This window comes from Cyclobacterium jeungdonense (assembly GCF_010994275.1).
Classification (GTDB): Bacteria; Bacteroidota; Bacteroidia; order Cytophagales; family Cyclobacteriaceae; genus Cyclobacterium; species Cyclobacterium jeungdonense.
In genome coordinates, this window is sequence record NZ_WMCD01000004.1 from 118585 (window position 1) to 144937 (window position 26353).

24 protein-coding genes are annotated in these 26353 nt (G+C 37.8%); 4 read left to right on the forward strand and 20 right to left on the reverse strand.

Going from position 1 to position 26353, the window contains the following annotated elements; translation table 11 throughout:
* Nucleotides 1-7: 7 nt before the first annotated feature.
* The 16 genes from GKS34_RS10035 to GKS34_RS10110 all read right to left on the reverse strand — a co-directional run bounded on the left by GKS34_RS10035 (nt 8) and on the right by GKS34_RS10110 (nt 18522).
* Complete coding sequence (locus GKS34_RS10035; protein WP_163384685.1) at nt 8-1261, reverse strand: hypothetical protein; 1254 nt, start codon at nt 1259-1261, stop codon at nt 8-10.
* A 17-nt stretch (nt 1262-1278) separates the two neighbouring features.
* Nucleotides 1279-2484 carry a glycosyltransferase gene (locus tag GKS34_RS10040; RefSeq protein WP_163384686.1) on the reverse strand — a complete coding sequence of 402 codons (1206 nt, stop codon included), beginning with the start codon at nt 2482-2484 and terminating at the stop codon, nt 1279-1281.
* On the reverse strand, nt 2481-3362 hold the full coding sequence (locus GKS34_RS10045) for a glycosyltransferase family 2 protein (protein WP_163384687.1): 882 nt from the start codon (nt 3360-3362) through the stop codon (nt 2481-2483). The genes GKS34_RS10040 and GKS34_RS10045 overlap by 4 nt, the downstream gene beginning before the upstream one ends.
* A gap of 154 nt (nt 3363-3516) precedes the next feature.
* A complete protein-coding gene (locus GKS34_RS10050; RefSeq protein ID WP_163384688.1) occupies nt 3517-3903 on the reverse strand; it encodes a hypothetical protein in 387 nt (128 codons plus the stop codon).
* A 7-nt stretch (nt 3904-3910) separates the two neighbouring features.
* A complete protein-coding gene (locus tag GKS34_RS10055; protein ID WP_163384689.1) occupies nt 3911-4084 on the reverse strand; it encodes a glycosyltransferase family 2 protein in 174 nt (57 codons plus the stop codon).
* Entirely contained in the window at nt 4074-4796 is a 723-nt protein-coding gene (locus GKS34_RS10060; protein ID WP_163384690.1) for a hypothetical protein, read from the reverse strand. Before GKS34_RS10060 ends, GKS34_RS10055 begins: the two co-directional genes overlap by 11 nt.
* 734 nt (nt 4797-5530) lie before the next feature.
* Nucleotides 5531-6979: a lipopolysaccharide biosynthesis protein gene (locus GKS34_RS10065; protein ID WP_205602051.1), complete on the reverse strand. Its 1449-nt coding sequence runs from the start codon at nt 6977-6979 to the stop codon at nt 5531-5533.
* A gap of 3 nt (nt 6980-6982) precedes the next feature.
* Nucleotides 6983-8251, reverse strand: a complete 1269-nt coding sequence (locus GKS34_RS10070) for a glycosyltransferase (RefSeq protein WP_163384692.1) — start codon at nt 8249-8251, stop codon at nt 6983-6985.
* On the reverse strand, nt 8251-9315 hold the full coding sequence (locus tag GKS34_RS10075; protein WP_240459266.1) for a nucleotidyltransferase family protein: 1065 nt from the start codon (nt 9313-9315) through the stop codon (nt 8251-8253). Before GKS34_RS10075 ends, GKS34_RS10070 begins: the two co-directional genes overlap by 1 nt.
* Before the next feature lie 95 nt (nt 9316-9410).
* Nucleotides 9411-10037, reverse strand: coding sequence for an acetyltransferase (locus GKS34_RS10080; protein WP_163384693.1), 627 nt, complete (start codon nt 10035-10037; stop codon nt 9411-9413).
* Nucleotides 10024-11166 carry a LegC family aminotransferase gene (locus GKS34_RS10085; protein WP_163384694.1) on the reverse strand — a complete coding sequence of 381 codons (1143 nt, stop codon included), beginning with the start codon at nt 11164-11166 and terminating at the stop codon, nt 10024-10026. The genes GKS34_RS10080 and GKS34_RS10085 overlap by 14 nt, the downstream gene beginning before the upstream one ends.
* Nucleotides 11167-11169: 3 nt before the next feature.
* On the reverse strand, nt 11170-12357 hold the full coding sequence (locus GKS34_RS10090; RefSeq protein ID WP_163384695.1) for a UDP-N-acetylglucosamine 4,6-dehydratase: 1188 nt from the start codon (nt 12355-12357) through the stop codon (nt 11170-11172).
* A gap of 58 nt (nt 12358-12415) precedes the next feature.
* The gene (locus GKS34_RS10095) at nt 12416-15040 is read right to left on the reverse strand and encodes an SLBB domain-containing protein (protein ID WP_163384696.1); all 2625 of its coding nucleotides are present in this window, start codon (nt 15038-15040) and stop codon (nt 12416-12418) included.
* A gap of 349 nt (nt 15041-15389) precedes the next feature.
* The gene (gene gmd, locus GKS34_RS10100) at nt 15390-16529 is read right to left on the reverse strand and encodes a GDP-mannose 4,6-dehydratase (RefSeq protein WP_163384697.1); all 1140 of its coding nucleotides are present in this window, start codon (nt 16527-16529) and stop codon (nt 15390-15392) included.
* Between the two features lie 36 nt (nt 16530-16565).
* The gene (locus GKS34_RS10105) at nt 16566-17519 is read right to left on the reverse strand and encodes a GDP-L-fucose synthase family protein (RefSeq protein ID WP_163384698.1); all 954 of its coding nucleotides are present in this window, start codon (nt 17517-17519) and stop codon (nt 16566-16568) included.
* A gap of 7 nt (nt 17520-17526) precedes the next feature.
* Nucleotides 17527-18522 (reverse strand): mannose-1-phosphate guanylyltransferase, encoded by a 996-nt coding sequence (locus GKS34_RS10110; protein ID WP_163384699.1) that lies wholly within the window; start codon nt 18520-18522, stop codon nt 17527-17529.
* Nucleotides 18523-18897: 375 nt separating this feature from the next.
* Between GKS34_RS10110 and GKS34_RS10115 the strand changes: the two genes are divergently transcribed.
* Together GKS34_RS10115 and GKS34_RS10120 are read left to right on the forward strand one after the other, a co-directional pair.
* Nucleotides 18898-19404, forward strand: a complete 507-nt coding sequence (locus GKS34_RS10115) for a UpxY family transcription antiterminator (RefSeq protein ID WP_163384700.1) — start codon at nt 18898-18900, stop codon at nt 19402-19404.
* 123 nt (nt 19405-19527) lie between these two features.
* The gene (locus tag GKS34_RS10120; protein WP_163384701.1) at nt 19528-21315 is read left to right on the forward strand and encodes a glycoside hydrolase family 15 protein; all 1788 of its coding nucleotides are present in this window, start codon (nt 19528-19530) and stop codon (nt 21313-21315) included.
* Here the strand turns inward: GKS34_RS10120 and GKS34_RS10125 are convergent.
* Nucleotides 21305-21610, reverse strand: coding sequence for a hypothetical protein (locus GKS34_RS10125; RefSeq protein WP_240459267.1), 306 nt, complete (start codon nt 21608-21610; stop codon nt 21305-21307). The genes GKS34_RS10120 and GKS34_RS10125 overlap by 11 nt on opposite strands.
* 309 nt (nt 21611-21919) lie before the next feature.
* Between GKS34_RS10125 and GKS34_RS10130 the strand changes: the two genes are divergently transcribed.
* On the forward strand, nt 21920-22264 hold the full coding sequence (locus GKS34_RS10130) for a single-stranded DNA-binding protein (protein ID WP_163384703.1): 345 nt from the start codon (nt 21920-21922) through the stop codon (nt 22262-22264).
* A gap of 201 nt (nt 22265-22465) precedes the next feature.
* On the opposite strand, the gene GKS34_RS10135 is transcribed toward GKS34_RS10130, so the two are convergent.
* A complete protein-coding gene (locus GKS34_RS10135; protein ID WP_163384704.1) occupies nt 22466-23452 on the reverse strand; it encodes an aldo/keto reductase in 987 nt (328 codons plus the stop codon).
* A gap of 75 nt (nt 23453-23527) precedes the next feature.
* On the opposite strand from GKS34_RS10135, the gene GKS34_RS10140 reads away from it, so the two are divergent.
* Nucleotides 23528-23917, forward strand: a complete 390-nt coding sequence (locus GKS34_RS10140) for a Dabb family protein (RefSeq protein ID WP_240459268.1) — start codon at nt 23528-23530, stop codon at nt 23915-23917.
* Nucleotides 23918-23960: 43 nt separating this feature from the next.
* Here GKS34_RS10140 and hslV read toward each other — a convergent pair whose 3' ends face one another.
* Together hslV and GKS34_RS10150 are read right to left on the reverse strand one after the other, a co-directional pair.
* Nucleotides 23961-24503 (reverse strand): ATP-dependent protease subunit HslV, encoded by a 543-nt coding sequence (gene hslV, locus GKS34_RS10145; RefSeq protein ID WP_163384705.1) that lies wholly within the window; start codon nt 24501-24503, stop codon nt 23961-23963.
* Between the two features lie 90 nt (nt 24504-24593).
* The gene (locus tag GKS34_RS10150) at nt 24594-26249 is read right to left on the reverse strand and encodes a pyruvate dehydrogenase complex dihydrolipoamide acetyltransferase (protein WP_163384706.1); all 1656 of its coding nucleotides are present in this window, start codon (nt 26247-26249) and stop codon (nt 24594-24596) included.
* Nucleotides 26250-26353 lie beyond the last annotated feature (104 nt).

The window sequence follows — 26353 nt, forward strand, 5'->3', positions numbered from 1 at the left end:
ATATTATTTATAAATAATTCCATAGCCAATCGAAAGGTTTAACAAAAAAATATAAAAAATTAAAGAAAATTAATATAAAAAAAACAGGATAAAAATTATAATTAAATTGTGCATTTGAAACGGGCCTGTAAAAAAGAATAGCTAAAAAACCAACAATAAAGCCAAAATAAATTCGGGTAGTCATACCAAAATATTTAATAGCATAAATACTTCCTACTAATAAGAGGCATATAAATAAAAATAAAAAAAGATTTCCTAAAACATTATAAAAGGAATCTTTTGATATTAAAAAAGAACAAAGGAGAATGGACAAAAAAAACAAACTTGAAATTGAGGAAATCGCTTTAATAATCATAGAAACCACGGTTTCACTCCCCAAGATCCCCATGAAAGGCCAAAAGAAATATCGGAATGGGTTAGGTTCATAAAATATTGAGGGAAATCGGGATACCCAGAATTGAGCAATAGTGTCCTTGGCCTTCTGATCACCTTTATAATAGATCAAAGCCAGTTCATGTTTCGGAATAGGACTTGCCTTTTCGGCCGTTTCTCCATGCGGAAGTAAAGTGATGGCTAATGGAGTAATAATAGTTTGGGGTATGGGAGCCAATTTAAATCCAATTAATCCACATATCATTAATAGAGAGATCAGGATAGCAGGATTGACTTTTATGGGTAAATTTTTGATAATAATAAAGATAACAAAACAGGGAATAAACAAAATTGGAATTTGAATCCTTGTTACACAAAGAATACAAAAACCTAAAATAGTTAAAAGGTAACTTTTATCCTTTCTTGATAATCCGCCAAAAAATAATAAAAAACCTATTGCTACAAATCCGTCTCTCAAAACATAGGTCGAATAAAACCATCCAATAAAAATCAAAAGAATAATTACTACCTTTTCTTTAAGGTCTAAAATATCTTGATTAAACAGTAAATAAAGAACTATCCCCCAGATCAGCGTGAAGTTTACTTTAGAAAAAATAGAAATTACCTGATAATCAATGGCTGGTGATGAAAAATAGACAAAAAGTTTATAGAAAAAATAATTGTAATCAGTTACTTCGTACCTGATCCCAAACAAATGAAAATCAATAGCTGCATTTATAAAGAAATGTTCATCCCCTCCAACAAAATTATCATAAAACCAAAATAATTCGATACTTGAAGCAATGGAGAAAGTAATGCCTCCGATGTAATAAATTATTAAATATTTTCCAAATTTTTTACTTGAAAAAATAATGGATCCAAAAGCCATTAATACTAATAAGAGTATTAACATTTTTCGACTAAAAGACTTTTTGAAAAATTCCTGTAGTTCTGAATGGCATTATACTCTGTTTCCCAAATATGGAAAGCTTCTTTTCTGAAATCCGTCCATAAATCCTTTTTATTATAAAAGTTAGTAATTGCCAAAGACAATTCATTTTCATTAATCTGAGGAGAAAGTAAAAAATCACCATTTGGATCAATAATTTCCTGGTTACCACCTACATTGCATGCCATGCAAGGCACGCTAAATGAATAAGCCTCCATGATGGATACTGGCAAGCCTTCAGAAGAGGACACGTTTAAAAACAAATCCACCTGATTGTCACGGTAAAAATCATAAACAAATTCATTAGGCTGATTACCCAATAATTCAATGGTGACATTATCCCTGGTATTGGTATCGACAATTTTCTTTACTTCATCAAACTCCTCCCCGTCCCCGATATGGACCCATCGAACTTTCATGTTAAGTTTTAAAACCGCCTTAGCGATCAATGTTACCCTTTTTACTGGTTTTATGTTTGCTACACTTAAAATGCACAATCCCTGCCGAGAATATAAGGTACAGCTTCCTGTGGGGTATACTCCTAGCCTTGAAACTTTAATTTTATCCTTGGCATAGCCTTTTTTCAACAAATAATTCTGCCCGTCTTCGGAAATGCAATACACCTTGCTGATGGTCTTGCTGACAAATGGGTCAAAAGGTTTCAACCCCCTAAATTCAAGGTAGAGATCTTCCCCATGCGCTCTTGTAAGGGCACAGTCAATCTTTTTTTTATATTTTAAATAAGCCAGGGCAGTAGCAGATTCATTTTTCCAATAGGAATAATACATCGTATCCGATAGGATTAATTGATGGTGACGGATGAACCCTATCAAAGTGGAAATTTTAAAAGATTGCTTCAGAACGGCGAAGCCATTTTTTAAATTATACTTAAACGGAGTTTGGAAAGGTATGACCAACATCCGAATAAATAAACCTAAACTAACATACCTGAAGGAAAAACTCTCCTTAAACAAAGTAACATTAGAAGGAAGACCCCTTACATGTTTGTGCTCAAGATTACGATTCCAAACCCTCCTGGAAGGGACAATTATGATTTCTGAAAATGCTTCCTTTAAGGTTTGGATCTCATTATGTAAAAAGCCTTCACCATGACCATAGGGGTATTCATAGCTAAAAATAACCAATTTTTTTTTGTTGATCATATCTGTTTTTTAACTTTATAATATCGAAAAAAAGCGGCTTTGAACAAGAACCTGATTTTGTTTTTCAATCCTACATTAAAAAACATTTTCCTCATTTCTTTTAAAAAATATCCGGCTTTGTCACTTCTGTTTTTTTTGGCTATTAACCAATAATTATAATAAAACTGATAGAGTAAATCCTTATTCTGAACCAGATTTTTATATTTTTCACAAAAGGCAATATTTGAATCAAAATGATAATTTCTGGCCTCCCCTTTTAACCAATGGATGACCACATCAAAACTGTCGAAAAACACCCAATTTTCCACCAGATGTAGTCTTATAAAAAAATCATAATCCTGGTTTCGCTGTAAATCCTCATCAAATTTAACCGATCCGGCCAAGCCTCTTTCTACTATTAATGTGCTGGTCTGGGCAAATGAATCATCGGATAAAAGAAAATCTACCGGGGATTCCCCGGGAAATATCCGCCGACTTATTTTTCTAATTTCTTCTGATCCGTTATTTATCAGTCCTCCACTATAAACTGCTTTAGGCATCGAAAGGGATAAAAATTCGGACACTTTCTTTAATCGGTCAGGTTTCCACTCATCATCCGCATCCAATAAAGCAATATAAGAACCCGAAGCATTTTCAATCCCAATATTCCTACAAGCATTAGCCCCTTTCTTTCGATCTGATGGTCGTTGAAGAAGTCTGATGCGGGTATCATTTTCAATGCATTTTTGAATGATTGCTATCGTTTCATCCTGCGACCCATCATCCACTAACAATAACTCCCACTCTCCATAGCTTTGGTTGGTAACCGAATGGATACATCTTTCAATGGTTTTGGCCCTCTTAAAAACGGGCACGATCACTGAGAATGAGATTTTCATTTATTCAAAAAAAATAAAATCCTCCACAAAACATTTGAAAAAATACTTTCACCGCCCAAAAGGACCTTTGCTTTTAAATCGCAATATTTTGGCTTAATAATATCATTTTCTACTCCCTTATGTAGGTTTCCTTTTGAGCTTAGGTAGAAACTGCTTAGATACAAAAACATACTATGGTAATTTCATTTGGTAATTCAATTGGATTGATTTTCGAACCTGAAAGCCTATGCTTCCATATGGTTTCCATGAAATAGGGAACTTTTGGATAGGAAATATCATTTTCGGCCTGATCGATTGGAATTTGTTTAAATTTGCAATAGTCTACCTTAGCCTTTTCATTTAGGAATTGGGTACCCACCGGTTCGTAGACCACATCAATTGCAGGATTTTCCAGAAATTTTTTCCTTCGAAAAGCTACACCTGTTCGGAAGGAAATAATCATCTGCATCCAGAAACCCAATGTAGGGGTATTTGCATTTTTGATCCCTAAATTCCTGGAGGCCCCTGCTCCTTTGTTGGCCCCATTTGGATGTTGTAACAATTTAATTTTAACGCTCCGATAATTGCTGGGATAATTGGAGTGAGCCATCCATAGAACCATCCCCAACCAAAATTAGTTCTCCTACTTCAGCTAATCCACTAGCCGATAAAACGGCTTTTTCAATGTATTTCTCGGCATTAAACAAAGGTATTACTACGGATACCAAATATTCATTCCCCATAAGCCCGATTCACTCTACTAAAATAAATAAAGATAAGCAGGGCAAAGAGTATCATACCACATACGACAATCCCAAGCCCCAAATAAATGAAAAAATAAAGAATGAACTTTGGCTCTGAATGACTCCTTGGAACAACAGGTTGTTCCAGATAAAAAAATACAGGCATTTCTCTTTTTAATTGTATTTGGGATTGTTCCAGATTTTGACTTAATGAATTTAAAATATTGAAAGAAAGATCAAGTTCAGATTGAAGATTTTCCTCCTTGGTGCGCACCATTTCAGAAATCACCCCTTGGTTTTGGTCCCTAAACCTGGCGAGGCTCTTTTGAGCCTCCTTGTATTTTTTTTCCGCCTCTATTTTCCGTTCATTCACAAATTGGACGTTCCTATTCAGTTTTTCGGTTTTGTAGGCAATTAATAAATCTTTCAATTTATTCACCAAAATAATGTTTAACCGCGTGGAAATTTCCGGTTCAGGCATTTTAACAGAAAGCGTCAATAATTGCTCTTCTACAAGAACTGTTATCCGGGATTTTAATTCATTAATGGCATAATTTTGATAGCTATTATATTCTCTAAGCTCATCTTCCTTTAGATCTTCCATGGTTTGGAATATATCTGAGCGAACTATTTTATCCTCAGAAGGTGAAGTGGGTTTAAAATTTTCTGGCAAATCTCCGTTAAATCTGTTAATAATAAAAAACTCCTCCAAACTTACTTCCTTTTCAAAGAGGTTGGAGAAAAATTGATAATGGATCAGTTCAAAAATAAAGGAATGACTAAGTATGATTTTTTCATATAATTCAGGATCAATCTGTATATTATCCTCTCCCGGTGAGGATAGATTTACCCCTGCCATACTGGCCAAATTTCCTAGCTGTCCAAAATTACCCCTATTGGAAGATTCCAGTATCAGTTCACTTTTGGATTCATATTCTTTATTCTGGAGTAGGAAAGAAACGGTTCCAATTAACAAAAATAAAAAGACCACTGTGAGAAAATAAAATTTTAATTTCCACAGCATAAGAATAAGTATATTTAAATCAAATGATTTCTGATTCTTTATCTTACCAATAATACTTCTAAAATTTATTAACACCGATTAAAATTAAATATTGTTTAATAAAACAGATTACTATATCAGTTATCTTGGATTATTTGAACTTTTATAAATTCAAATAAATCAATATAAATTATGGATATTCTAGCTTATAGTACTTCTAAATAAAATTAGAAAATTTAGAATTTCTCTACAGAAAGAAACTCAAACCCAGAACGTAATTTAATTCATTCCAAAACTTTAATTTCAGCGAGGAATTAAAGCTAGCAGTTAGACTCATTTATTATGAAAGAGAAATATAAGGTTTCCCCCTCTATCTAAAATTCTTAGGAAACATATTATCTTTTCTAATCTAACTATATTGATAAATTTCTCACAAATCTTAATTAATTTTTACTCGTATTTTTGGCAAGTAACATATTGTAGATTTCAACCAAAAATTCCTTTTCAATTGGTACAATAATTAATAAGAAAATAAATCCTCCGACTATCGTTTTTAAAATAAGATTATAAATCATTGGAAAGGTAAATACCAGGTCAAAAACTGAACAAGATATAATTATAGCCAAAGAACCTATAATTATATAAAATAAATTCTTAAATTGATCTATAACAGTTAAATTTATGAGGCGTAAGGCAATAGACAGTATTGGAATAGAACCTAAAGTACCTACTAACAAATAAGCTAAAACAAGGCCGTTTAGCCCATTCAATTTCATACCAATTAACCACGAAGGAATTAAAATTAAGTTAAGAACTAAGGTGACTTTAAATGCGGTTATTGCTTTTCCTAAAGAATTGTAAATCACTCCATTCAAAGTCAAAACTGATTGGACTGCACCTAGTATACTCAACATTTTAATTATTGCAATGGCCTCAACCCAATCTTTTCCTAAAAATAACAAAACAAATTCTTCTGCAACTGCAAAAAACCCAAACATTAAAGGAAATGAAAATAAAGCTATTGTTTTGGTTGATTTTAAGTAATAAAATGCAATAACATCAGGTTGGTTTTGAATTTTGGAAAATGCCGGAAAAAGAACTTTGGTGAATATACTGGAAATGTTTTTTAGGGGTAACATCATTAAACTGTAACTCCTGGCGTAAATCCCTAACGAAGATTCTCCTAAAAATTTACCTACCAATAAATTATCAAGATTCCTGGTTAAATAACCTAACAAATTTGTGCCCGCAATTCCAGAACCATAAGAAATCAATGACTTAATATCCTTTGATGAAAAATAAAAAGAGGGCTTAAAACTTGCTATTTTCCACACAAAAATTAAATTAAGAACCGAAAGTATAAGAGTTTGAAACACTAAACTCCAAACACCAAAACCCTGAAATGCCAAATAAAAGGCAACAGCATAACTGATAATTGTTGAAATCCAACTGGCCCTAATTATGTTTTTAAATCTTATAGATTTAGTAATTAATGAATTAGGGACCCCGGATAAAGAATTTATGATCAAACTAATGGTTACGACTTTTGTTAAAACCTCAAGTTCTTCTAAATTATAAAATTCCGCAAGAAGGGGGGAGCTGAAAAAGAAAATGATATAAATAAATACTCCTATTAACAGATTGAGCCAAAATACACTTGATATTTTATTTTGTGTAAGTTTAGGATCATATATTATTGCAGAACTAAAACCAAAGTCAACGAATAGGTTAGCAAACCCAGAAAAAACTGTTATCATTCCTACTAACCCATAAGCTTCCGGACCAAGTATTCGAGCTAAATAAATCCCAAACGCAACAAAAATAATTTGTGAGACGATCTGATTTAACAAGTTCCACTTTAGACCTGATTTGACTATATTTCTTAATCCCATCCCTTAGTTCCCAAGTGCCCGAAACCAGGTTTCCGAACAAAAATCTGGGAAAAATGAATCCCTGATTTTTAATTGATTCTCTTGTATTAAATTTTCATCATCCTCATTTTTTATAACCAATTCAAAAATTTTGCTCAATTCTAAAAAATCATTAATAGAATAAAATTTTAATCCTGCATCGATGAACGGACCGTATGGCAACCATTTCCCTGTAATTACATCAGATCCAGCATAAATTGCCTCAGTCAGTGTACCGCTTAAGGCATCTGATATAGGCAAATGAATATAAACTTTAGTACAAAGTTTTAACAAGGCAAGCTCCTCCCAATTCAGAAACTTATTAAGTGTCTTCCCGGATAAATTATTTTCACTCAAAGTATCCATACATTTTTTTTCATATATACCATCTTTAATATACAAATATGAAAAAGGTAAAATAAAATAGCACTCTTCTTTCAAAGAAGAAGGTATTTTAGACAATTGCTGTAGAATATGAATATGATTATTCTCTTTAGCTCCATTATGACCAATAACAACAAGATGCTTAAATAAGGGAATATTAAAGTTTTTTAAAAAATCTAATTTTAACGAATCAATTTTTGGACGAAATTCATCTAATAGATTGTATAATTTTTCCTCCGGAGGAAACTTAGTAATGAAAATTTTATTTGTTAGCTCCCTACCGAATTTTGTTAAAATCTGTTCCTTAAGTTCAATACTATGTGTGGTGATTCTATAGGAGTCATTAAGTACTCTTTTTTGTATATAGTAATCCAATATACCGCTTACACGCATTAAATCTGAACCCCAAAATGAAATTATAAATTTTTGACTTTTCTTTAAATGCCAATATAAACCAAGTTTATCCTTGGTTGGAAAATGAAAATGAATGAGATCATAATTATTTTTTAATAAGTCTTTGGTCAACGTAGCATAAATAATATATTCTTTCAAAAAAAAATAGAGAAAATTCACACTTGCACCAAACCTTAAAAAGTTAAACATTGTCAAATATAATCGAAATTGAAAGATATTTATTAAATCTTTAAATTGAACCGTTTTTCTGGTTTTATATTGATTGGTGAAACAATTGGTATTATTGGTATCTGCCCCATTTGAAAATAACCTAAGCCCTAAAATATCGAAATCAAATTTCCCCGGATAGTATTTATTTAAATTCGAATACAATTGTTCAATAAAATTACTTTGACCAATACCTGCAACTAGGATTTTTTTTGCCTTCTTAGTCATTTTTTTTGCCTTCTTAGTCATTACTCCATAGATATTTTTAAATATTCTTCCCATTCCCCAATGTCCTTCCAGGATTTTTCACTTACGGGAAATACGCCAACATTACCTCCCCTTTTATGGATTTTATCTATCAGGTGCGTAATATGAAGAAACTGATTTTCGGGTATTTCATTTAATAGATTTGGTTCTAAAATATACATACCACTATTAATTTTAAAAGTAAGTTCCGGCTTTTCCATCAAACTAACCAACTGTCCATTATTCGTAGTTTCAATGGTTCCATATGGAATGGAATAATGTTTTAGCGCTGCCACGATAGTAATGTCGTTTTTGCTGGTTCTATGATAATCAAGAATTTCGGAATAATCCTGTTCAATTAGAATATCACAATTAGTGACAAAGAAAGTTTCATTAATCACCCCCTTCAATAACGACAAACTCCCTGCTGTGCCCATAGGTTTATCTTCTTTAAAATAATTGATTGAATAAGGAAGGTTTTTACTTTTTAAGTAGAAGTCAATTAAATCAGCTTTATAATTGACAGATATAAGAAAACTGTTACAACCATGTTTTGAAAATCTATCAAAAATATGCTCAAGCATCGTCTTTTCACCTATGGGGATCAAGGGTTTTGGTATCACGTTGGTGATTGGTTTAAGCCGGGTACCTAAACCGCCAGCCATGATAATAACTGGTAAATCAAACTGATTTTTGGGTTGAGGTTCCTTTTCCAGGAAAATATCCTCCCAAAAATAAACATTTAAGATTTCTTGATTCTCATTAATTACCGGGCATAGTTCCATTCTAAAATCAAGCATCATTTGTTTAATGGATTCAAAACTATCATCAGGCTTTGCCACTCTGATTTTTTTCCTCAAGATTTCCTCAATGGGAGTATCCAATGATTTATCTTGAATAATCGCTCTTTGGATATCGCCAGCACTGATTAACCCAACAAATTGATGGTTGTCCAATACAACAAGCAATTTTTTATCTATTGAATCCATCTTCCTTAGCCCTTCTAAAATAGATTCATTTTTAGTAATTATTCTGCCTTTAAAATTCATAGGATTACCAGTATTCATGAAAAAAATTAATTATATTATTTAATTAATTTTAGCTAAAGATTAATAAATTTTTAGTAAATCAATATTTAAAAGTATATTATCATCAAGCCGGATCATTTTATTTTCACAGGATTACCAACGTAGATCCCCTGTTCATTTATATCCTTAATTACAACTGAGCCAGCTCCAACGGTAATTTGATTCATTATGGATATATTTTGTTTAATTACGGCATTAGCTCCAACAAAAGAATTATTTCCGATATGAACATTCCCACAAAGAACCGCTCCAGGTCCTATATGGACAAAATCATCTATAACACATTCGTGCTCTATTATACAACCGGTATTCAAAATAGTGCCTTTCCCGATCTTAGATTGAGCATTAACAACAACATTTTTTCCAATATAAGTTGATTTACCCAGTTGGGCAGTAGGCGAAATTCTTGCAGAGGAATCTAAAATGATGGCTTGATTTAACTCCAAATCCTCAAATATAATAATTAATTTTTGCCTGACACCGTTATCTCCTACAGATGGAAAAACCAAATTTTTCCCCACAATTTTTTTCACATCTACCTCTTTTTCACATCCCATATATTTTAATTGATAAGGGTTTCGAGTTGATTCATGAAAATCAAAATAACCACCAATTGAATATCCAACCTGAAGCAAAGATTCGATAATTACATAGGAATGACCTGAATATCCGAATAGGAAGACTAACTTAGATTCTGACACTACTTGGTATATTTACAATTCTTTCCTCTAAGTACTCTGCATTCTTTTGCTCATCTCTAAAACAATGCCGATACATCGGTAACCGATACATCAGCTGCCAGATAGGTCTTGTCATGGTCTTGGAGTCATTGGTTTCTTTTAAAAATTTGTTTCTCTGTGCAAGATTTTCTAACTCTATACACATTAACCAATAATTAATTCGAGTTCCTTCCAATTCAGTTCTAAATTTTATCCCTTGAGAAGGGAAAAAATTTTGATAATCTGAAGCTAATTGTCTTTTATTCTCCACGAAAAAATTTAACTGTTCTATTTGAGCACAAACCAAAGCAGCATTGATATTTGGCATCCTATAATTGTATCCAATATGGTCATGTACATACTCGTACGGATGTGGGACTTTAGCTGTGGTGGTTAAATGTTTTCCGAATTTCCCTAAATCTTCTTCCTGTGTTACAATCATTCCTCCTCCACCTGAGGTGACTATCTTATTGCCATTAAAAGAGAATACACCTAACTTACCAAAGGATCCAGTATGCCTACCTTTGTAATAACTCCCTAAAGATTCTGCTGCATCTTCTACAATCGGAATATTCCACTCATTGCATACGGCTACCAATTCATCCATGTGTACCGGAAAACCGCAAGTATGCATAGGAACACAAGCAGCTATTCTTTTGCCTGTCTTTTTATGAATTACCCCTTTCTTTTTCTTTTCTGCAAATTTTTCAAGGAATCTAACAACAGCTTTAGGAGACAATCCCATGGTGTCATCATCTACGTCCAAAAATATTGGCTCTGCCCCTGAATAATGAATGGCATTGGCTGTTGCAACAAAAGTTAGAGCCTGGGTGATGACCTCCTCTCCACTTTTGACTCCAGCCAACTGCAATGCAATTTGTAATCCTGAAGTTCCATTTACAACCGCCACAGCCTTATTAGTTCTGGTAATATCTTCCATCATTTTCTCAGCCAAATCCACATAAGACCCCACTGAGGAAACAAAGGTGGAATCCAAGGTATCCATGACATATTTTCGCTCATTACCTTGAAATACAGGAACATGCAGAGGAATAAAATCTCCCTTGGGAAATTTACTTCTAATAAATTCTATAGTTTCTTTAAAGGCCATATTTTACATTTTGGCATCTAAATATTTACCGGTTTCCTTGAGATTAAAGTCAGGTAGTAATTGCTGAAAGAGCTCAATGATTTCTGGTTTTGTCCATTTTTTAGTTCCAATATAGCCACATGCATTTTGAATAAAACCATCCAATTTTTCCTCTTCAAAAGGAAGGCTACTTTTAATAATGCCCAGATTATTGAACCTATTCATATCCAACAGCTCCCGGTCCATAAAAAATTCTTCAAAATCTTTTTCACCTGTTGTATCACTAATTGTAAAAAAGCACGGCCATTTGCCTTTATCAGGAAGAGTCTTAACTAAATTCCTTGCTTCTTCTTCACTGGTACATTCGTAAGCGTCATAGCCAAGTTGATTTAAATACTTTATTGCAATCTCCGCAAAGGTTATCAAATGTAATTCTTCACTAAGCTTAGGAAAGAATATGTCTTTGTTTTCTCCTAGCAAGCATGACATTAAACACAGTTCGCCAGATTCTTGAGGTGTTACAAAATACCTCTTTATATCACTTGGAGCTACTATCGGTTGTCCTTTTTGAATTCTTTGATTAAATCCATGTAGTAAAGAGCCATCAGAAAATGCCACATTGGCAAACCTTGCAGTAGAAATCGGAATACTTTGACTTTCACGCATTAAAAATAACTCCATGATTCGTTTGGAAGCCCCCATCATATTAACAGGATTAGCTGCTTTATCCGTTGAAACACAAAAATATTTTTTTACTCCATTCTCTTTACTTTGCTTAATAGTTTTGAGCGTATTCAAAATATTAACTTCCACCATTCTCATCAAAGTGAAAGGATCTTTCTCGCTTCTTACATGTTTCAGTGCAGAAAGATTCAAAACATAATCATAATTACCATCCGCCTGTATAAAAGCATCATAAATGGAAGATCCAATATCCAATGCGAAGGTGCTAAAATCCCCTTTAATATAGCCAAATGAACTTCTGATATCCCTTACCAATTCCACCAGATTGTTTTCACTGATATCAACTATATGCAACTTTTTTGGATTTCTTTTAAAGATTTCCTTTGAAACAGCCTGGCCTATGGATCCCGCTCCTCCAATTATTAAAAATGATGATTTTTCAACCATTTCGGTCAATTGGCCATCATGATTATAAATATCCATTTCAAAAAGTAATTGTTCTCTCCCAATTAGCTTTAAAACATCCATTGCAAGTCATTTAAGTTGATGATGGTCTGTCGATTAATTTCATTTCATTCGGTTGGACTCATTGAGACAACCTGTCCATCAGTATCGCCAAAGTAGCTAAGCTTGTAGCCATCCCGATCCAGGCCTGAACTGACAAAGGTTGTCTTTCGGGTTTTTTGGGTACAATGATCTCTGCTCCAGGCTCAATTTTCGGGAAGAAATTAAAAAATAAAAATTTATTGGTCCTTTTTACATCGCCATTGGCGTATATTACATAGGATCGGCCTTTTCTGGCTTCCTCTGAAAATCCTCCGGCCCGCGAGATATAATTTTTGAAGCCCCGGGATGCGTCATACCTGGCTGTAGTGGGATACAATACTTCCCCCCGCATTTTAACAGTCTGCAATTGTTTAGGTATGCTGATAATGTCCCCCTCCTGCAAAATCAAATCGTATTTGGAACCGGGCTGTTGTAATATTTTTTCCATCTCTATGCCTATCAGTTCCTGCTCTCTTAAGGCAATTTCCATCACGGAACTATCCGTCCCCTCCAGAAGTGAATACCTGTCTTCGGAAAAAGTTTCATTATCAAGGGTTTGCCCCTCTTTTTTTAAACGCTCCAATTTCAACATTGTCACCCGCTCTTCCAACCGATTCATCAATTGTTTTTCTGCTTCTGCATTTTCTATGGCCTGGTCTCTGTCAAGGTTTCCCCTTAAAGATTCCAGATTTTCCAGAATTCTTTCTTCCTCCCCTACTTCATCAAAATACTCTGTCCTTCGTATTAGAGTCGCTCCTTTGGGATAGGCAAACTGGTTCAAGCCTCCGGCTCTTTCCAAAACATCAGAAATACGCTCATCTCTTTTTTCCAAGGCAAATCCCCCGGGATATAAAACCTCGCCTTCTACTTCGACAATCTTTTCCTCCTGAAATCCGGGGCTCTTTCTGACAAACACATGATCAAAGGGAGATAATATTATTTTTTGCTCTTCTTCATTTAACGTAAGATCCGGATTGACTGTCAGGGTTATTATTTCAGCGATCTTTCCACTGGGATCATCTTTTACTCTTCTGGCTATTTCAATATAGGAATTCGTTGCAGATTCCTTAAATCCATTTGCTTTAATGACCAGATCTGCTACCGTCATGTTTGCCCCATATTGGAAAACACCCGTTCGGTTCACTTCACCGGAAATCTGAACATAATATTCTTCTTTCAGGTCATAAATGCTGGGGACATTTAATATGTCCTCCCTCTTTAAGAGAATGTCCTGAGAAGAACCATCAAGGACCCCGGCCAGGTCAACAGACAATATTTCCATTGTAAAATCCGGATTGGTGCGGTAAAGAATTGCCCTTTTGGTGAAGGCGTCTCCCCGGAGTCCTTCCGCCTTTTCCACTAAATCTTTCAGCTTCATACCTTCCTGAAGGGCAAATTCACCCGGTCTGAAAACAGCACCTGAAATCTGAACCCTGTTTTCATACCTGTTTAATATCTCCCCTATTATAAAAGTGTCTCCATCTTTAATCCCAAAAGCCCCAAAGTCTTCTTCGTAGATATTATCAACCATCATTTGGGTATCCGTGGTTCTTTTAACCGTCATCATGGATTGGTAAGCTTCACTTGTAAATCCACCGGCAAATCGTAAAAGATCTTCAATACTTTCCTGTCCTTTGATTTCAAAAAATCCAGGACGTCTAACAGGTCCTACCAATTCCACCCTATTCCGAAGGGGGGGTACGATCACTACGTCATTGTCCTGTAGGATGATATTGCTTTCCTGATCACCTGAAATCAAATAATCATAAACATCCACTTCTCCCACTAATTTACTTCCACGGTATACCTGGATTTCCCTGAATGTCCCATTCTCATTGGGGCCTCCGGCGATAAAGAGCGCATTGAAAACGGAAGCAAAGGAAGGTAAGGTATAACTGCCGGGTTTTCGCAATTCTCCAGCCATGGTTACCTGGATAGATCGTATATCACCTACCCTGAGTTGCAAAAAGGTGTTGGGGCTGGGGCTTGCCAGGTCTTGATAAATCTTTTCTAACGCATTTTGAACCCTAGTTCTGGCCGCTTCCACGGTAGAACCACCAACATTAATGGGGCCCACATTCGGAACAAATACACTTCCCTCCGGAGAAATAGTCAAATCATAGGATTGCTGGGACGCACCATAGATATCAATCAACAATTGGTCACCCGGTCCTAGTACATATTGGGGGGGCGTGGGGAGATTGAGGTTTGGACTGAAATCAAGCTCCCGATTGTGAAAAAGAGTAAAACCGAATATTTTTTTTTGCTTGGGGCTTAAATCATAATAAGGGTCACTCCGTTGTAAGGAATCAAAAATATTTGAGTCAGGCCCCATTCCCGGGGCGTTTCTAAGTCGTTGCCGGTTTCCTCCTTTTGCTGTTTGACTGTTTCCTATGCCTGATCTTAACGACTGGATTCTTTGCCTTAACTTATTTACCTCCATAGCCGGCATGCCCCTTTCCCGAGCCATGGCCTCCAATTGCATGGCATCCATTCCCGAATCTTCAGCCCGACGTATCAGTTGCTCAATTTGTGCATCTGATAATTCGTCTACTTTTATATTTTGAATGTCTTGTAATGATTGACCCCAACTTAATCCTACAACTGTGAAATACAAAGTAACAAGTAAAACTACGGGTCTTTCACCAAACCTATTTAGAATCATGTATTTAACTATTAATCATTAAAGAGATAAAAGTAATCAATCAGTGGAATTAACATTAAATTTCTATTGAAACCTTACAGCTTCGCCACGTCAGTTACATTTAAGAACGGAGTAAAAAACAAATTATTTCTGCTATCGGTTTTGTTAAATAACGGCACAAAAGTAAACAATCCCCCTGTAATTACATAGGCTAAAATTTGAATTGGCTCCCTCTCAGATGTCAAATCGCAAAACAAAACCTTTTAAAACCAATAAAACATTACTTTTCTTTCTTTAAAAAATAAAGGGAGTAGAAAAAATATTTCTACTCCCCAATAGTGGCGTAATAATTACTTAAAGGTGAAATTGATTACTCCGCCTGGTTCAGCACCTTATGGCCGCCTTTCATCAAATGGATATCCCGCTTGAACAAACTCACGTCAGATAAGACCATATCTTCCACCAGCATTTTCAGGTCATACTTTGGCTTCCAGTCAAGTTTGGTCATCGCTTTCGTCGGATCACCAATTAACAAATCCACTTCGGTGGGTCTGAAATAAGCCGGATCTATCTTAACCAACACATCGCCCTTTTTTACTTTGAAATGAGAGGTTCCGAGTATGTCAAAGGCTTTTTCCTTGTCGATTTCTACTAAAATGCCCTTCTCCTCGACGCCTTCGCCCTCAAAGGCCAGCTTAAAACCCACTTCATCAAAAGCCATTTTGATAAAATCCCTCACTTTGGTGGTCACACCAGTAGCTATGACATAATCTTCCGGCTCGTCCTGCTGAAGGATGCGCCACATGGCATCCACGTAATCTTTGGCATGCCCCCAATCTCTTTTGGCATCCAGGTTCCCCATGTACAAGTCATGCTGCAAGCCCAAAGCTATCTTCGCCACCGCCCGCGTAATTTTTCGGGTTACGAAAGTCTCCCCTCTCAACGGCGATTCATGATTGAATAAGATCCCATTACAGGCATACATACCGTAGGCTTCCCGGTAGTTTACCGTGATCCAGTAACCGTACAACTTGGCTACGGCATAAGGGGAACGCGGATAAAAAGGCGTGGTCTCCGATTGGGGTACTGCCTGAACCAATCCATACAGTTCAGAGGTGGAAGCCTGATAAATCTTGGTTGATTTCTCCATCCCCAATAAGCGAACAGCTTCCAAAATTCGCAGTGTCCCGACCCCATCCGCATTGGCCGTGTATTCAGGGGTATCAAAACTTACCTTTACATGGCTCATGGCAGCCAGATTGTAAATTTCATCCGGTTTGGTTTCCTGAATGATTCGGGTCAAATTCATAGAGTCGGTGAGATCCCCATAATGTAAAAACAATCGCTTATTGTCGTCATGCGGATCCTGATACAAATGGTCAATTCTATCTGTATTGAAAAGTGAGGCCCTTCGTTTGATGCCGTGTACAATGTAATCCTTGGACAATAAAAGCTCGGCGAGGTAAGCGCCGTCCTGGCCAGTAATTCCTGTAATTAACGCCGTTTTCATAGAATGTATATTTTAATCGCTTTTAAAAATAATTGACTAGTTTAATTTGACCTGCTTAATGCGGTCGACATTTTCAAGGAACCAGGTATAGGTTTCCTGAATCCCCTGCTCCAGGCCAATTGTAGCCTGCCATCCTGCTTCTTTCATTTTACTGACATCCAATAACTTCCTGGGTGTCCCGTCCGGCTTACTACTATCCCAAATGATTTCGCCTTGATGGCCGGTGATTTTTTGAATCAATTCGGCAAGCGATTTGATCGTCAGGTCTTTTCCTGTACCCACATTGTACAGATTATCCGTAAACGTATTTTCCAATGCAAAACACACTGCATCTGCCATGTCATTCACATGTAAAAACTCGCGAAGCGGAGCACCGGTTCCCCATAAAGTCACCGGAAGATTTCCATTGATCTTGGCCTCGTGGAACTTTCGAATCATCGCCGGTAGCACATGAGATGTTTCCAGATCAAAATTATCATAGGGCCCGTACAAATTGGTAGGCATGAGGCTTACGAAATCTTTCCCATACTGCTTTCTAATCGCCTCGCAAGCTTTCACTCCTGTAATTTTTGCCAGAGCGTACCATTGATTGGTAGGCTCCAGCGAACCACTTAGTAAAACGTCCTCCCGAAGCGGTTGGGGGGCTAATTTGGGATATATGCAAGAACTACCCAGAAAAATAAACTTTTCTACGCCATTTTGTAGGGAAGAATCAATCAGGTTATTTTGGATAATGAGATTGTCCATTAAAAATGGATAGGGATAATTGTTATTTGCCATGATTCCCCCTACCCTGGCTGCGGCATCAATGACAATGGCCGGACGTTCATGCTTGAAAAATCGCTGGACCTCCAACTGATTTTTTAAATCTAGTTCCTTGCTGCTAAGGCCTACTAAATGTTGGTAGCCCTTCTTCTCCAGGGCTCTCCAAATGGCTGAGCCTACCATGCCCTTATGTCCTGCGATGTAAATTTTGGCTTGTTTGTCCATTGGGTACTTAGTTTAATAGTCCGGGATTTTCTTTTTCCAATTTTTCGTACACCTTTTTAACGTCCTGCGCATTGGCCCGGTTCAATACCAAAATGGCATCTGCTGTTTCCACCAATACCACATCTTGTACTCCAACAAATTCCACATGTTTCTCTCCAGTTCCTAAAACCAGGTTGTTACCCTTTCTTTCCTTACTATCTTCTGGGAAATAATCAAACAGTGCCTCAAATGAACCCATATCTGACCAGCTAAAATTGGAAGGTACCACTCTGATTTTATCAGACCTTTCCATTACCGCATAATCTACACTAATGGAAGGGATTTCCATGCTTTGTTCTTTAGGTAAAAACCCCTCATTTGCGTGCTGGAGCGCCTTTTTTGATTTTTCATAAACCTCGGGTTCATGCATTTCAAGCTCCTTGAGATAGGTTTCCGCTGTGAAGCAAAACATCCCACTGTTCCACAAAAAATTACCCTTTTCCAAAAACTCCCTGGCGGTGGCCAAATCGGGCTTTTCTCTGAAACTTAATACCTCATTTTCCCGATGTTCGATGTACCCAAAACCCGTCTCCGGACGTGTAGGAAGTAAACCGAAGGTTACCAGAAAGCCCTTTCTGGCCAAATCCACTGCCTGGGTAAGTGCTGCCTCGTATTTTTTCTGGTCCCCGATAAGGTGGTCCGATGGGGTTACCAGCATGATGGAATCAGCGGGCAAAGATATTGCGGCAAATGCAATGGCAGCCGCGGTATTTCGGGGAGTTGCTTCTACTAATTCCTGAAAAGGAATGTTTTTTTCATTCAAAATTTGACGGGACAGGTGGTAATTATCTACGCCCCCCACTACCATCACCTGATCACAAACGGCGGCGTTTCGAAGCACCGTCTTTTCAAAAAGAGACTGCCCTTCAAAAATGGGCAAATACTGTTTTGGTTTACTTTTTCTGGAAAGTGGCCAAAGCCTGCTACCTACTCCCCCGGATAATACCACATTGACGATTTTCATGCGTTAAATTTTTGATTGACAGACCCAAGTCCAAAACTCAGATAAGAATTTACAAAATATAAATCACTTAAAATTCACAAAGAAATGGACTGAACAAACTTTCATTGCGGCCATAAAAATAGAAAACTTAAATAATTGCTGTTAAGTTTGTTGTAAAGATGCAGCTTTTGTTATACGAATTACAATTCAAAAGTAAATAAAAAAATCAAAACTGTAAAAAATTATTTGAAATACACTTTATTAATTTTAAAATTCATTTCATTAGCTTTAAAAAACCTCCAATTTAAACAGGGGCGAAATCGTAAAAAATTTGTAAGACAATAATTGACGGTTACCCAAATAATTCGGTAATTTCACTTTTTAACCCTCGAATTTATGACTGAAAAGTTGCACTGGTACGTCATGTACACGGCTCCGAGAGCGGAAAAAAAAGTAGCACAGCGATTAAAAGAAAAGGACTTTAGGGTATACCTGCCTATCATTGAAGAGATTCGGCAATGGAGCGATCGTAAGAAAAAGGTACAAAAGCCACTTTTTAATGGTTATCTATTTGTGCATACTAGCAAGGAAAGGCTTTGGGAGTCCTTACAGGTGAGCGGAGCGGTTAAATTCATTAATTTTTCCGGTGAACATGCAGTGGTTCAGCAAAACGAAATTGACGCTATCCAACGCGTAATTGAAACGGGGGTGGCGGTGGAAGTGGACACCGGAAACATCGAGCAGGGAGAAAAAGTACACATCCTGGGAGGTCCGCTACAGGGATTAACAGGAGAATGTATCCAAAAGTCCAACCAGGATTATTTCATCATTCGCATTCCAAGTATCAACCAAAGCATGTTGGTGAAGGTGCCTAGAAAATTTTTGGAGGTTATACGGGAATAAAAATACCAATTCCTTAACAATCACCCTTGTTTTTAATAACTTCGCCAAATTGAAGGCCTATTTCTTTTTATTATCTTAAATAAAGTGTGATAGGCATCTTTTCGAAACTTAACCTGCTTTCTGATGGAAAAACATACATATGGCACTGGCCTGATAGGTAACTGCAGCTATATCGCCCACATTGAAAAAAACACCAACATTAGCTGGTTATGTTTACCCCGATTTGACAGCGATTTTCTTTTTGGTAGTATGTTGGACAAAGAAAAAGGGGGAGAATTTACCGTATTGCCACAAAATGGGGGATTTACTTCCCGTCAGGAATACCTGGAAAACACCAATATCCTGGAGACCTATGTGGAAACGTCTGCCGGAGAGGCCTACAAAATCACTGATTTTGCACCGCGATTTTATAATTTTGACCGGTATTTTAAACCTTTAATGCTGGTCAGAAAAATTGAACCTCTACATGGGGAACCCAAAATAAAAATCAATTGCCAACCGGTTGGAAACTACGGGCAGCAGAAGCTGACTGCCACTCCCGGTAGTAACCACATCCAATTTAGCGGTAGGGATCAACCAGTGAGACTGACAACCAATTGTTCCATTACCTATATAACTGAAGAACAGGAATTCAGACTTCAAAGGACTATTTATTTGGTACTTACATATGGTTCGCCACTGGAAGCGCCCATTGAGAGCACCATTGAAAAATTCTTGAACGCCACTTGTCAGTATTGGAGAAACTGGGTAAAATCTACCAGTATCCCAAACTTTTATCAAAGACTGGTCGTTCGTTCTGCTTTAGTGCTAAAAATCCACCAGTATGAAGATACCGGGGGAATCATTGCTTCATCTACGTCCAGCCTGCCCGAATCACCCGGGTCTACCCGAAATTGGGACTACCGATACTGCTGGATGCGGGATGCCTATTACACGTTAAATGTATTCAATCATTTAGGCCATTTTGAGGAATTAGAACGCTATTTTGAATACATTCAAAATCTACCTACCGATGATAAAGGCAGGTACCAGCCACTTTATTCCATCTCCGGATCTTCCAAATTACCGGAAATTGTAGCGGACCTGGATGGATATATGGGAAACAAACCGGTTCGTTTCGGAAACCAGGCTTACACGCACATCCAAAATGACCTTTACGGGCAAGTGCTGGTTAGTCTGCTTCCACTCTATGCTGACAAACGCTTCATTGAATCCGAAAAAAGCCATTCCAAACCCTTTATCAATAACCTGTTGCAAAAAATTGAAGAAACCATGGACGAAAAAGACGCCGGGCTATGGGAATTCAGAAACTTAAAGCAGGAGCATTGTTACACGTTCCTCTTTCACTGGGCTGGAGCTAGTGCGGCCATTAAAATTGCTGATCGGCTTTCCGATAAGGAGATGAGAACCAAGGCAATAGAACTAAAAAATAAAGCGATAAGAAAAATTGAAGCCTGCTACATTCCGGAAAGAAAAGCCTATGCTCAGGCTATCGGTACAAAAAACATGGATGCCAGTACCTTGCAGCTAATTACAATGGGGTATTTCGGACAGGATATCGAAAGTGCCAACAATCACCTAAAAGCCTTGGAGGAGGATTTATTAGCAAAAGATTACCTTTTTTACCGATACAAACACCAGGATGATTTCGGGGAACCGGAGACTACATTTTTGATTTGTGCCTTTTGGTACATCGAAGCTTTGGCATGTGTAAACCGACTGGACGAAGCCATGGAAGGATTTGAAACATTGAGCAAATACTGCAATCACCTGAAATTGTTTTCCGAAGACGTAGACCAACATACCGGCAGCCAGTGGGGAAATTTTCCACAAACATACAGCCACGTGGGCATGCTAAATGCTGCTTATAGGATAGATAAAAAACTTGACAAACCAAATTTTATTGTTTGAGGGGCCGCTTGCTCAAAATCTGATTTGTCTTACTGATTTCCTTGTTTCGAACCACCAGAATCCAGTCTTGTTCCAATTTTAAATATCCGTAATCGTAACAATATCCGTACACATTCCCCTTTTTATTGGTATAGGTATGGGTGCGGTATTTGAAGAGGAAACCTTTTTCCAATAACTTTTCCCGGGATATCTTGGCCGTCTCCTCTGTGTCAGGTAAAATACCAGCCAAGATATTCCGGTTTTTTTTTAATGCGTTATTGATATTACGAATCAGGTTGTTGCTTCCTGATTTCATTTGATTATTGTGGTGGTTTCTACAATAGTCATCACAAAACTTCTTATCAACCCGCCCAGCCATTGGTTTTCCGCAACTTAGACATTTTTTTGAATGTACTGGCATAAAAAAGCACTTTAAATGTAATTTTATGCATAATATATGTATAAAAAGTAATTTAACAAATATTAAGAGCCGTTTTTAAACGTTTACAAACGCTTACAAACGGTTTTAAACGAAAAACACCCGAATAAATCTGGGCCCTGTCTTCAACTTTGTAGTGTTCCATATCGGAAAAATGAATTAATTCTCACTAAAACTTTACACGTCATGAACGCTATTAAAAACAAAGTACAACTAATCGGAAGACTGGGTGCCAAAGCAGATTTCAAAACCGTAAACGGAAACACCCCCATGGTCCGTTTGAACCTAGCCACAAACGAGTCCTACAAAAACAACAAAGGTGAAAAAATCGACGAAACCTATTGGCACAATCTTGTCGCTTTTGGAAAAGCAGCGGAGATCATCCACAAGTATACCGACAAGGGCTCAGAGATTTGCATACAGGGCAAACTTGTCAGCAGGTCCTACGAAGACAAGGACGGAAACAAAAAATACATCACGGAAGTACAGGTCAATGATGTCCTGCTGATGGGTGATAAAGTCAAAGTCTAAAACCAGTAGTTTTTTAACTTTCTTTCTGAAATTCCATTTTTTCAATGGATCCCGGTGGAGTCTGAGCGGCTCCACCGGTTTTTTATTATGAAATTGAAAGCTACCGGGTCAAATCAGCCCTGTATCCAATAACGTCTGTATTTAATTTACAGGAGATGGAAGCCAATCGTTATCATCCACAGGGTATTCTTTACATGGAATTTACCATTGAGGGTGGATTTGCGCCTTGAAATACTTCTCGTAAAGGGCTTCGACGGCCTTCATTTCTTCTTTTTCAAACCCAGGTAATCCGGCAGCCGCCACGTTAGACCGAACCTGCTCCAATTTAGAAGCGCCTGGTATAACCGTAGACACTGCATCAAACATTAATACCCACCGGATGGCCAGAGAAGCCAGTGCCTCTCTTTCTCCAAATATCTTCTTTAGTTCCTCCACAGCTTTGACCCCTTTTTCCAAAGGAATTCCTGAAAACGTTTCCCCCTTATCAAAAGCCTCTCCATTTCTATTGAAATGACGATGGTCCTCCGGGTGAAAGGACGTTTGTTCCGTTATTTTTCCTGATAGTAAACCACTAGCAAGTGGAACTCTAACTATGACTCCACAATCGTTCTTTTTGGCTTGCTCAAAAAAGTGATCTAAGGGCTTCTGTCGAAACATATTGAAAATGATCTGAACCGAAGTCACATTTGGGTAACTCATAGCCTGAAGTGCCTCATCCACCTTTTCTACACTTACCCCCATATTTCTTATCTTACCCTCATGCTTTAGATCTTCGAAAAGACCAAAAATTTCATCTCTTTGGTAGACAGGACTTGGTGGGCAGTGTAGTTGAATCAAATCAATGGTTTCCAATCCCAAATTTTTCAAACTTGCCTCTACATAGCCTCTCAAGATTTCCGGAGTATAGCCTTCACTGACGTGGGGCTGTACCTGCCTACCGCATTTGGTAGCAATATACACTTCTTCGTTTCGTTCTCTAAGCGCCTTTCCGACGGCCGCCTCACTCAATCCTGCATCGTAAACATCGGCAGTATCAATAAAATTAACACCCTGGTCGATGGCCTCATTGATAATCCGGTTAGCCGCCTTGGAATCAAAAGAACCACCCCAGCCTCCTCCAACCTGCCAGGTTCCCAAAGAAACTTCTGAAATCTTTAAATTTGTTTTTCCTAGTTTTCTGTAATTCATAATTTGCTGGTAACTTTAAAACTCTATCAATTAATCCTTATATTTCTTGAATCAATTTAAATCCAAACGAAAAGAATGCTCACAAGAAGAAAATTTATGGCGGTACTCTCTGCAATTGGCCTTGGAGCAGGAATTCCTTTTCAAACCAAATCAAAACCCCAATCTACTATGATCGTACATCAAGTATTTTTCTGGTTACACAATCCTGATAAAGACATGCAAGCCGTATGGGAAGGCTGTAAGAAAATTGCTGGCACCAAAAGTGTGAAAGAATATAAACTTGGAAAGCCTGCCGGTACGGCTCGCAGGGAAGTGGTGGACCACAGTTTCCATATTTCACTAACCGTCTATTTCGACACCCTGGAGGCACATGACCTTTACCAGACAGACCCTATTCACCTGGCATTTGTCGATGATCACAAAGACAAATGGTCGCAGGTGAAAGTCTATGATTTTGAAGTCTAAGCGGTTTTTGCTTTCAGGTCATTGGACCTGAAAGCAGCCCTTTTTACCCATTAACCTTCTCAATGATCAGATTATGGTTGGTGTAAATGCATATATCAGCCGCAATACTAAGGCTTTCCCTTACCATTTCCTCAGCGGTCAGTTGTGGCGCGTATTTTTTCATTGCCCTGGCTGCGGCTTGCGCGTACATGCTTCCCGATCCAATTGTCGCTATTCCCAGGTCCGGTTCAATTACATCTCCTGTGCCAGACAGGATAAGAATATCCATTTCGTCCGCTACAATCATCATGGCCTCCAGCTTGCTTAACATCCGGTCGGTTCGCCAGTCTTTGGCCAATTCCACTGCTGCCCGCTTCATGTTGTTGCTATAGGCACCTAATTTCTCTTCAAATTTTTCCAATAACGTGAAGGCATCCGCTGTGGATCCGGCAAAACCGGTCACAATTTTCCCCCCTTGCAATTTGCGGATTTTATTGACACTACTTTTGGCAATGGTGTTTCCCAAAGTAGCTTGCCCATCGGCACCGATGGCTACCTGACCTTCATGCCGGATGGCTACTACTGTAGTGGATTTTAATCGTTCCATTTTTCGATAATCTAAAGTAAATTCTTTCCTCTTAAAAACAAAAAGCCCTGTTTCCAGGACTTTTTGAGCTCATTTGTGTTTTCAGATTTGTCAGATAAGCAATCGGACAGGGTCTTCCAGCAAATTCTTTATCGTTTGCAGAAAAGCGGAACCAATGGCGCCGTCCACCACGCGATGATCACAGGATAGTGTCACTTTCATCAGGTTCCCGGCTACTATTTCACCATCCTTTATTATTGGCGTTTGCCGGATCCCTCCTATAGCGAGAATGCAGGCGTCGGGTGGATTGATAATGGCTGTAAATTCATCGATTCCAAACATTCCAAGGTTGGAAACAGTAAAGGTATTTCCCTCCCAATCCTTCGGTTGAAGCTCTTTGTTTTTTGCTTTTCCAGCAAGTGTTTTGGCTTCTTGGGAAATTTGAGACAAGGACTTGCTATCAGCAAATCGAATTACGGGTACCAACAATCCTTCTTCTACGGCTACAGCCATTCCAATGTGAACGTGATCATTATACCTGATCTTGTCTTCCAACCAAGCTGTATTTACTTTGGGATGCTGCTTCAAGGCTGCCGCCACCGCTTTGATGACCATGTCGTTAAAAGATATTTTCACCGGAGCCACCTCATTCATGCTTTTCCTAGCCTCTATGGATTTATCCATGTTGATTTCCATGGTCAGATAGAAGTGAGGTGCGGTAAACTTGCTCTCAGCAAGCCTTTTGGCAATCACTTTTCGCATTTGAGATACTTTCTCATCACGGTAGGATTCCTGTCCCACCACCGCAGAACTACCGCTAGCCTCAACAGCAGCAGGCGCTTTGGCCGGATCAAAGCTTTCAATATCCTTTTTAATTATCCTTCCGCCATCTCCTGAACCTTTCACCAGCGAAATATCGATGCCTTTTTCTTTAGCCATCTTTTTGGCGAGTGGAGACGCCTTTATTCTACCATTTGAGCCGGAACTACTGGTATCGGCCGCCTTTTCCGGTTTGGATTCACTTTTCGGAGAGGATTTTTCCTCCGTTTCTTCTTCTTTTGGAGCTGTTTTTTCCTTGTCGGCGTCCTTAGAACCTTGTTGCTGATGGGCTTTTAATAAGGTCTCGTAGTCAGCTCCCTTTTCACCAATGATGGCAATTACTCCGTTTACCTCTACAGCATCACCCTCCTCCACTCCAATGTAAAGCAAGGTGCCATCATCATATGATTCAAGCTCCATCGTGGCTTTATCCGTCTCCACTTCGGCAAGTACATCACCGGATTTTACCTCATCACCGACTTTTTTTAGCCAACTAGCGATCGTACCCTCCTGCATGGTATCACTCATTTTGGGCATGGTGATTACGGTAGCATTGATTTCGGAAGTATCGATTTCCTGGGTCTCTGTTTTAGAATCGCTTTCACTATTTGTTGTTTCGGATTCCTCTTCGGGTTCCTCTTTTGATTCTTTGGAATCCTCTCCGTCTCCTCCGGATTTAATCTCTTTGAGGAGCTCGTCTATATTTTCGCCTTTTTCGCCCAATATAGCAATGACCCCATTGACAGGCACGGAATCCTTCTCCTCCACCCCTATATGAAGTAAAATCCCCTCGTCGTAGGATTCCAATTCCATGGTTGCCTTATCTGTCTCTACCTCTGCCAGAATATCACCTGGTTTTATCTCATCCCCTACTTTTTTTAACCATTGTGCGATCACCCCTTCTTCCATGGTGTCACTCATTTTGGGCATTCGTATTATTTCGGCCATAAGTTAAATTATTCGAATTCATGTTTTCAGCAATCCAAAAATAGTTCTTAAAATAGGTTTATCAAATTTAATAATAGTATTTTCACGTAAGAAATGTTAATGGA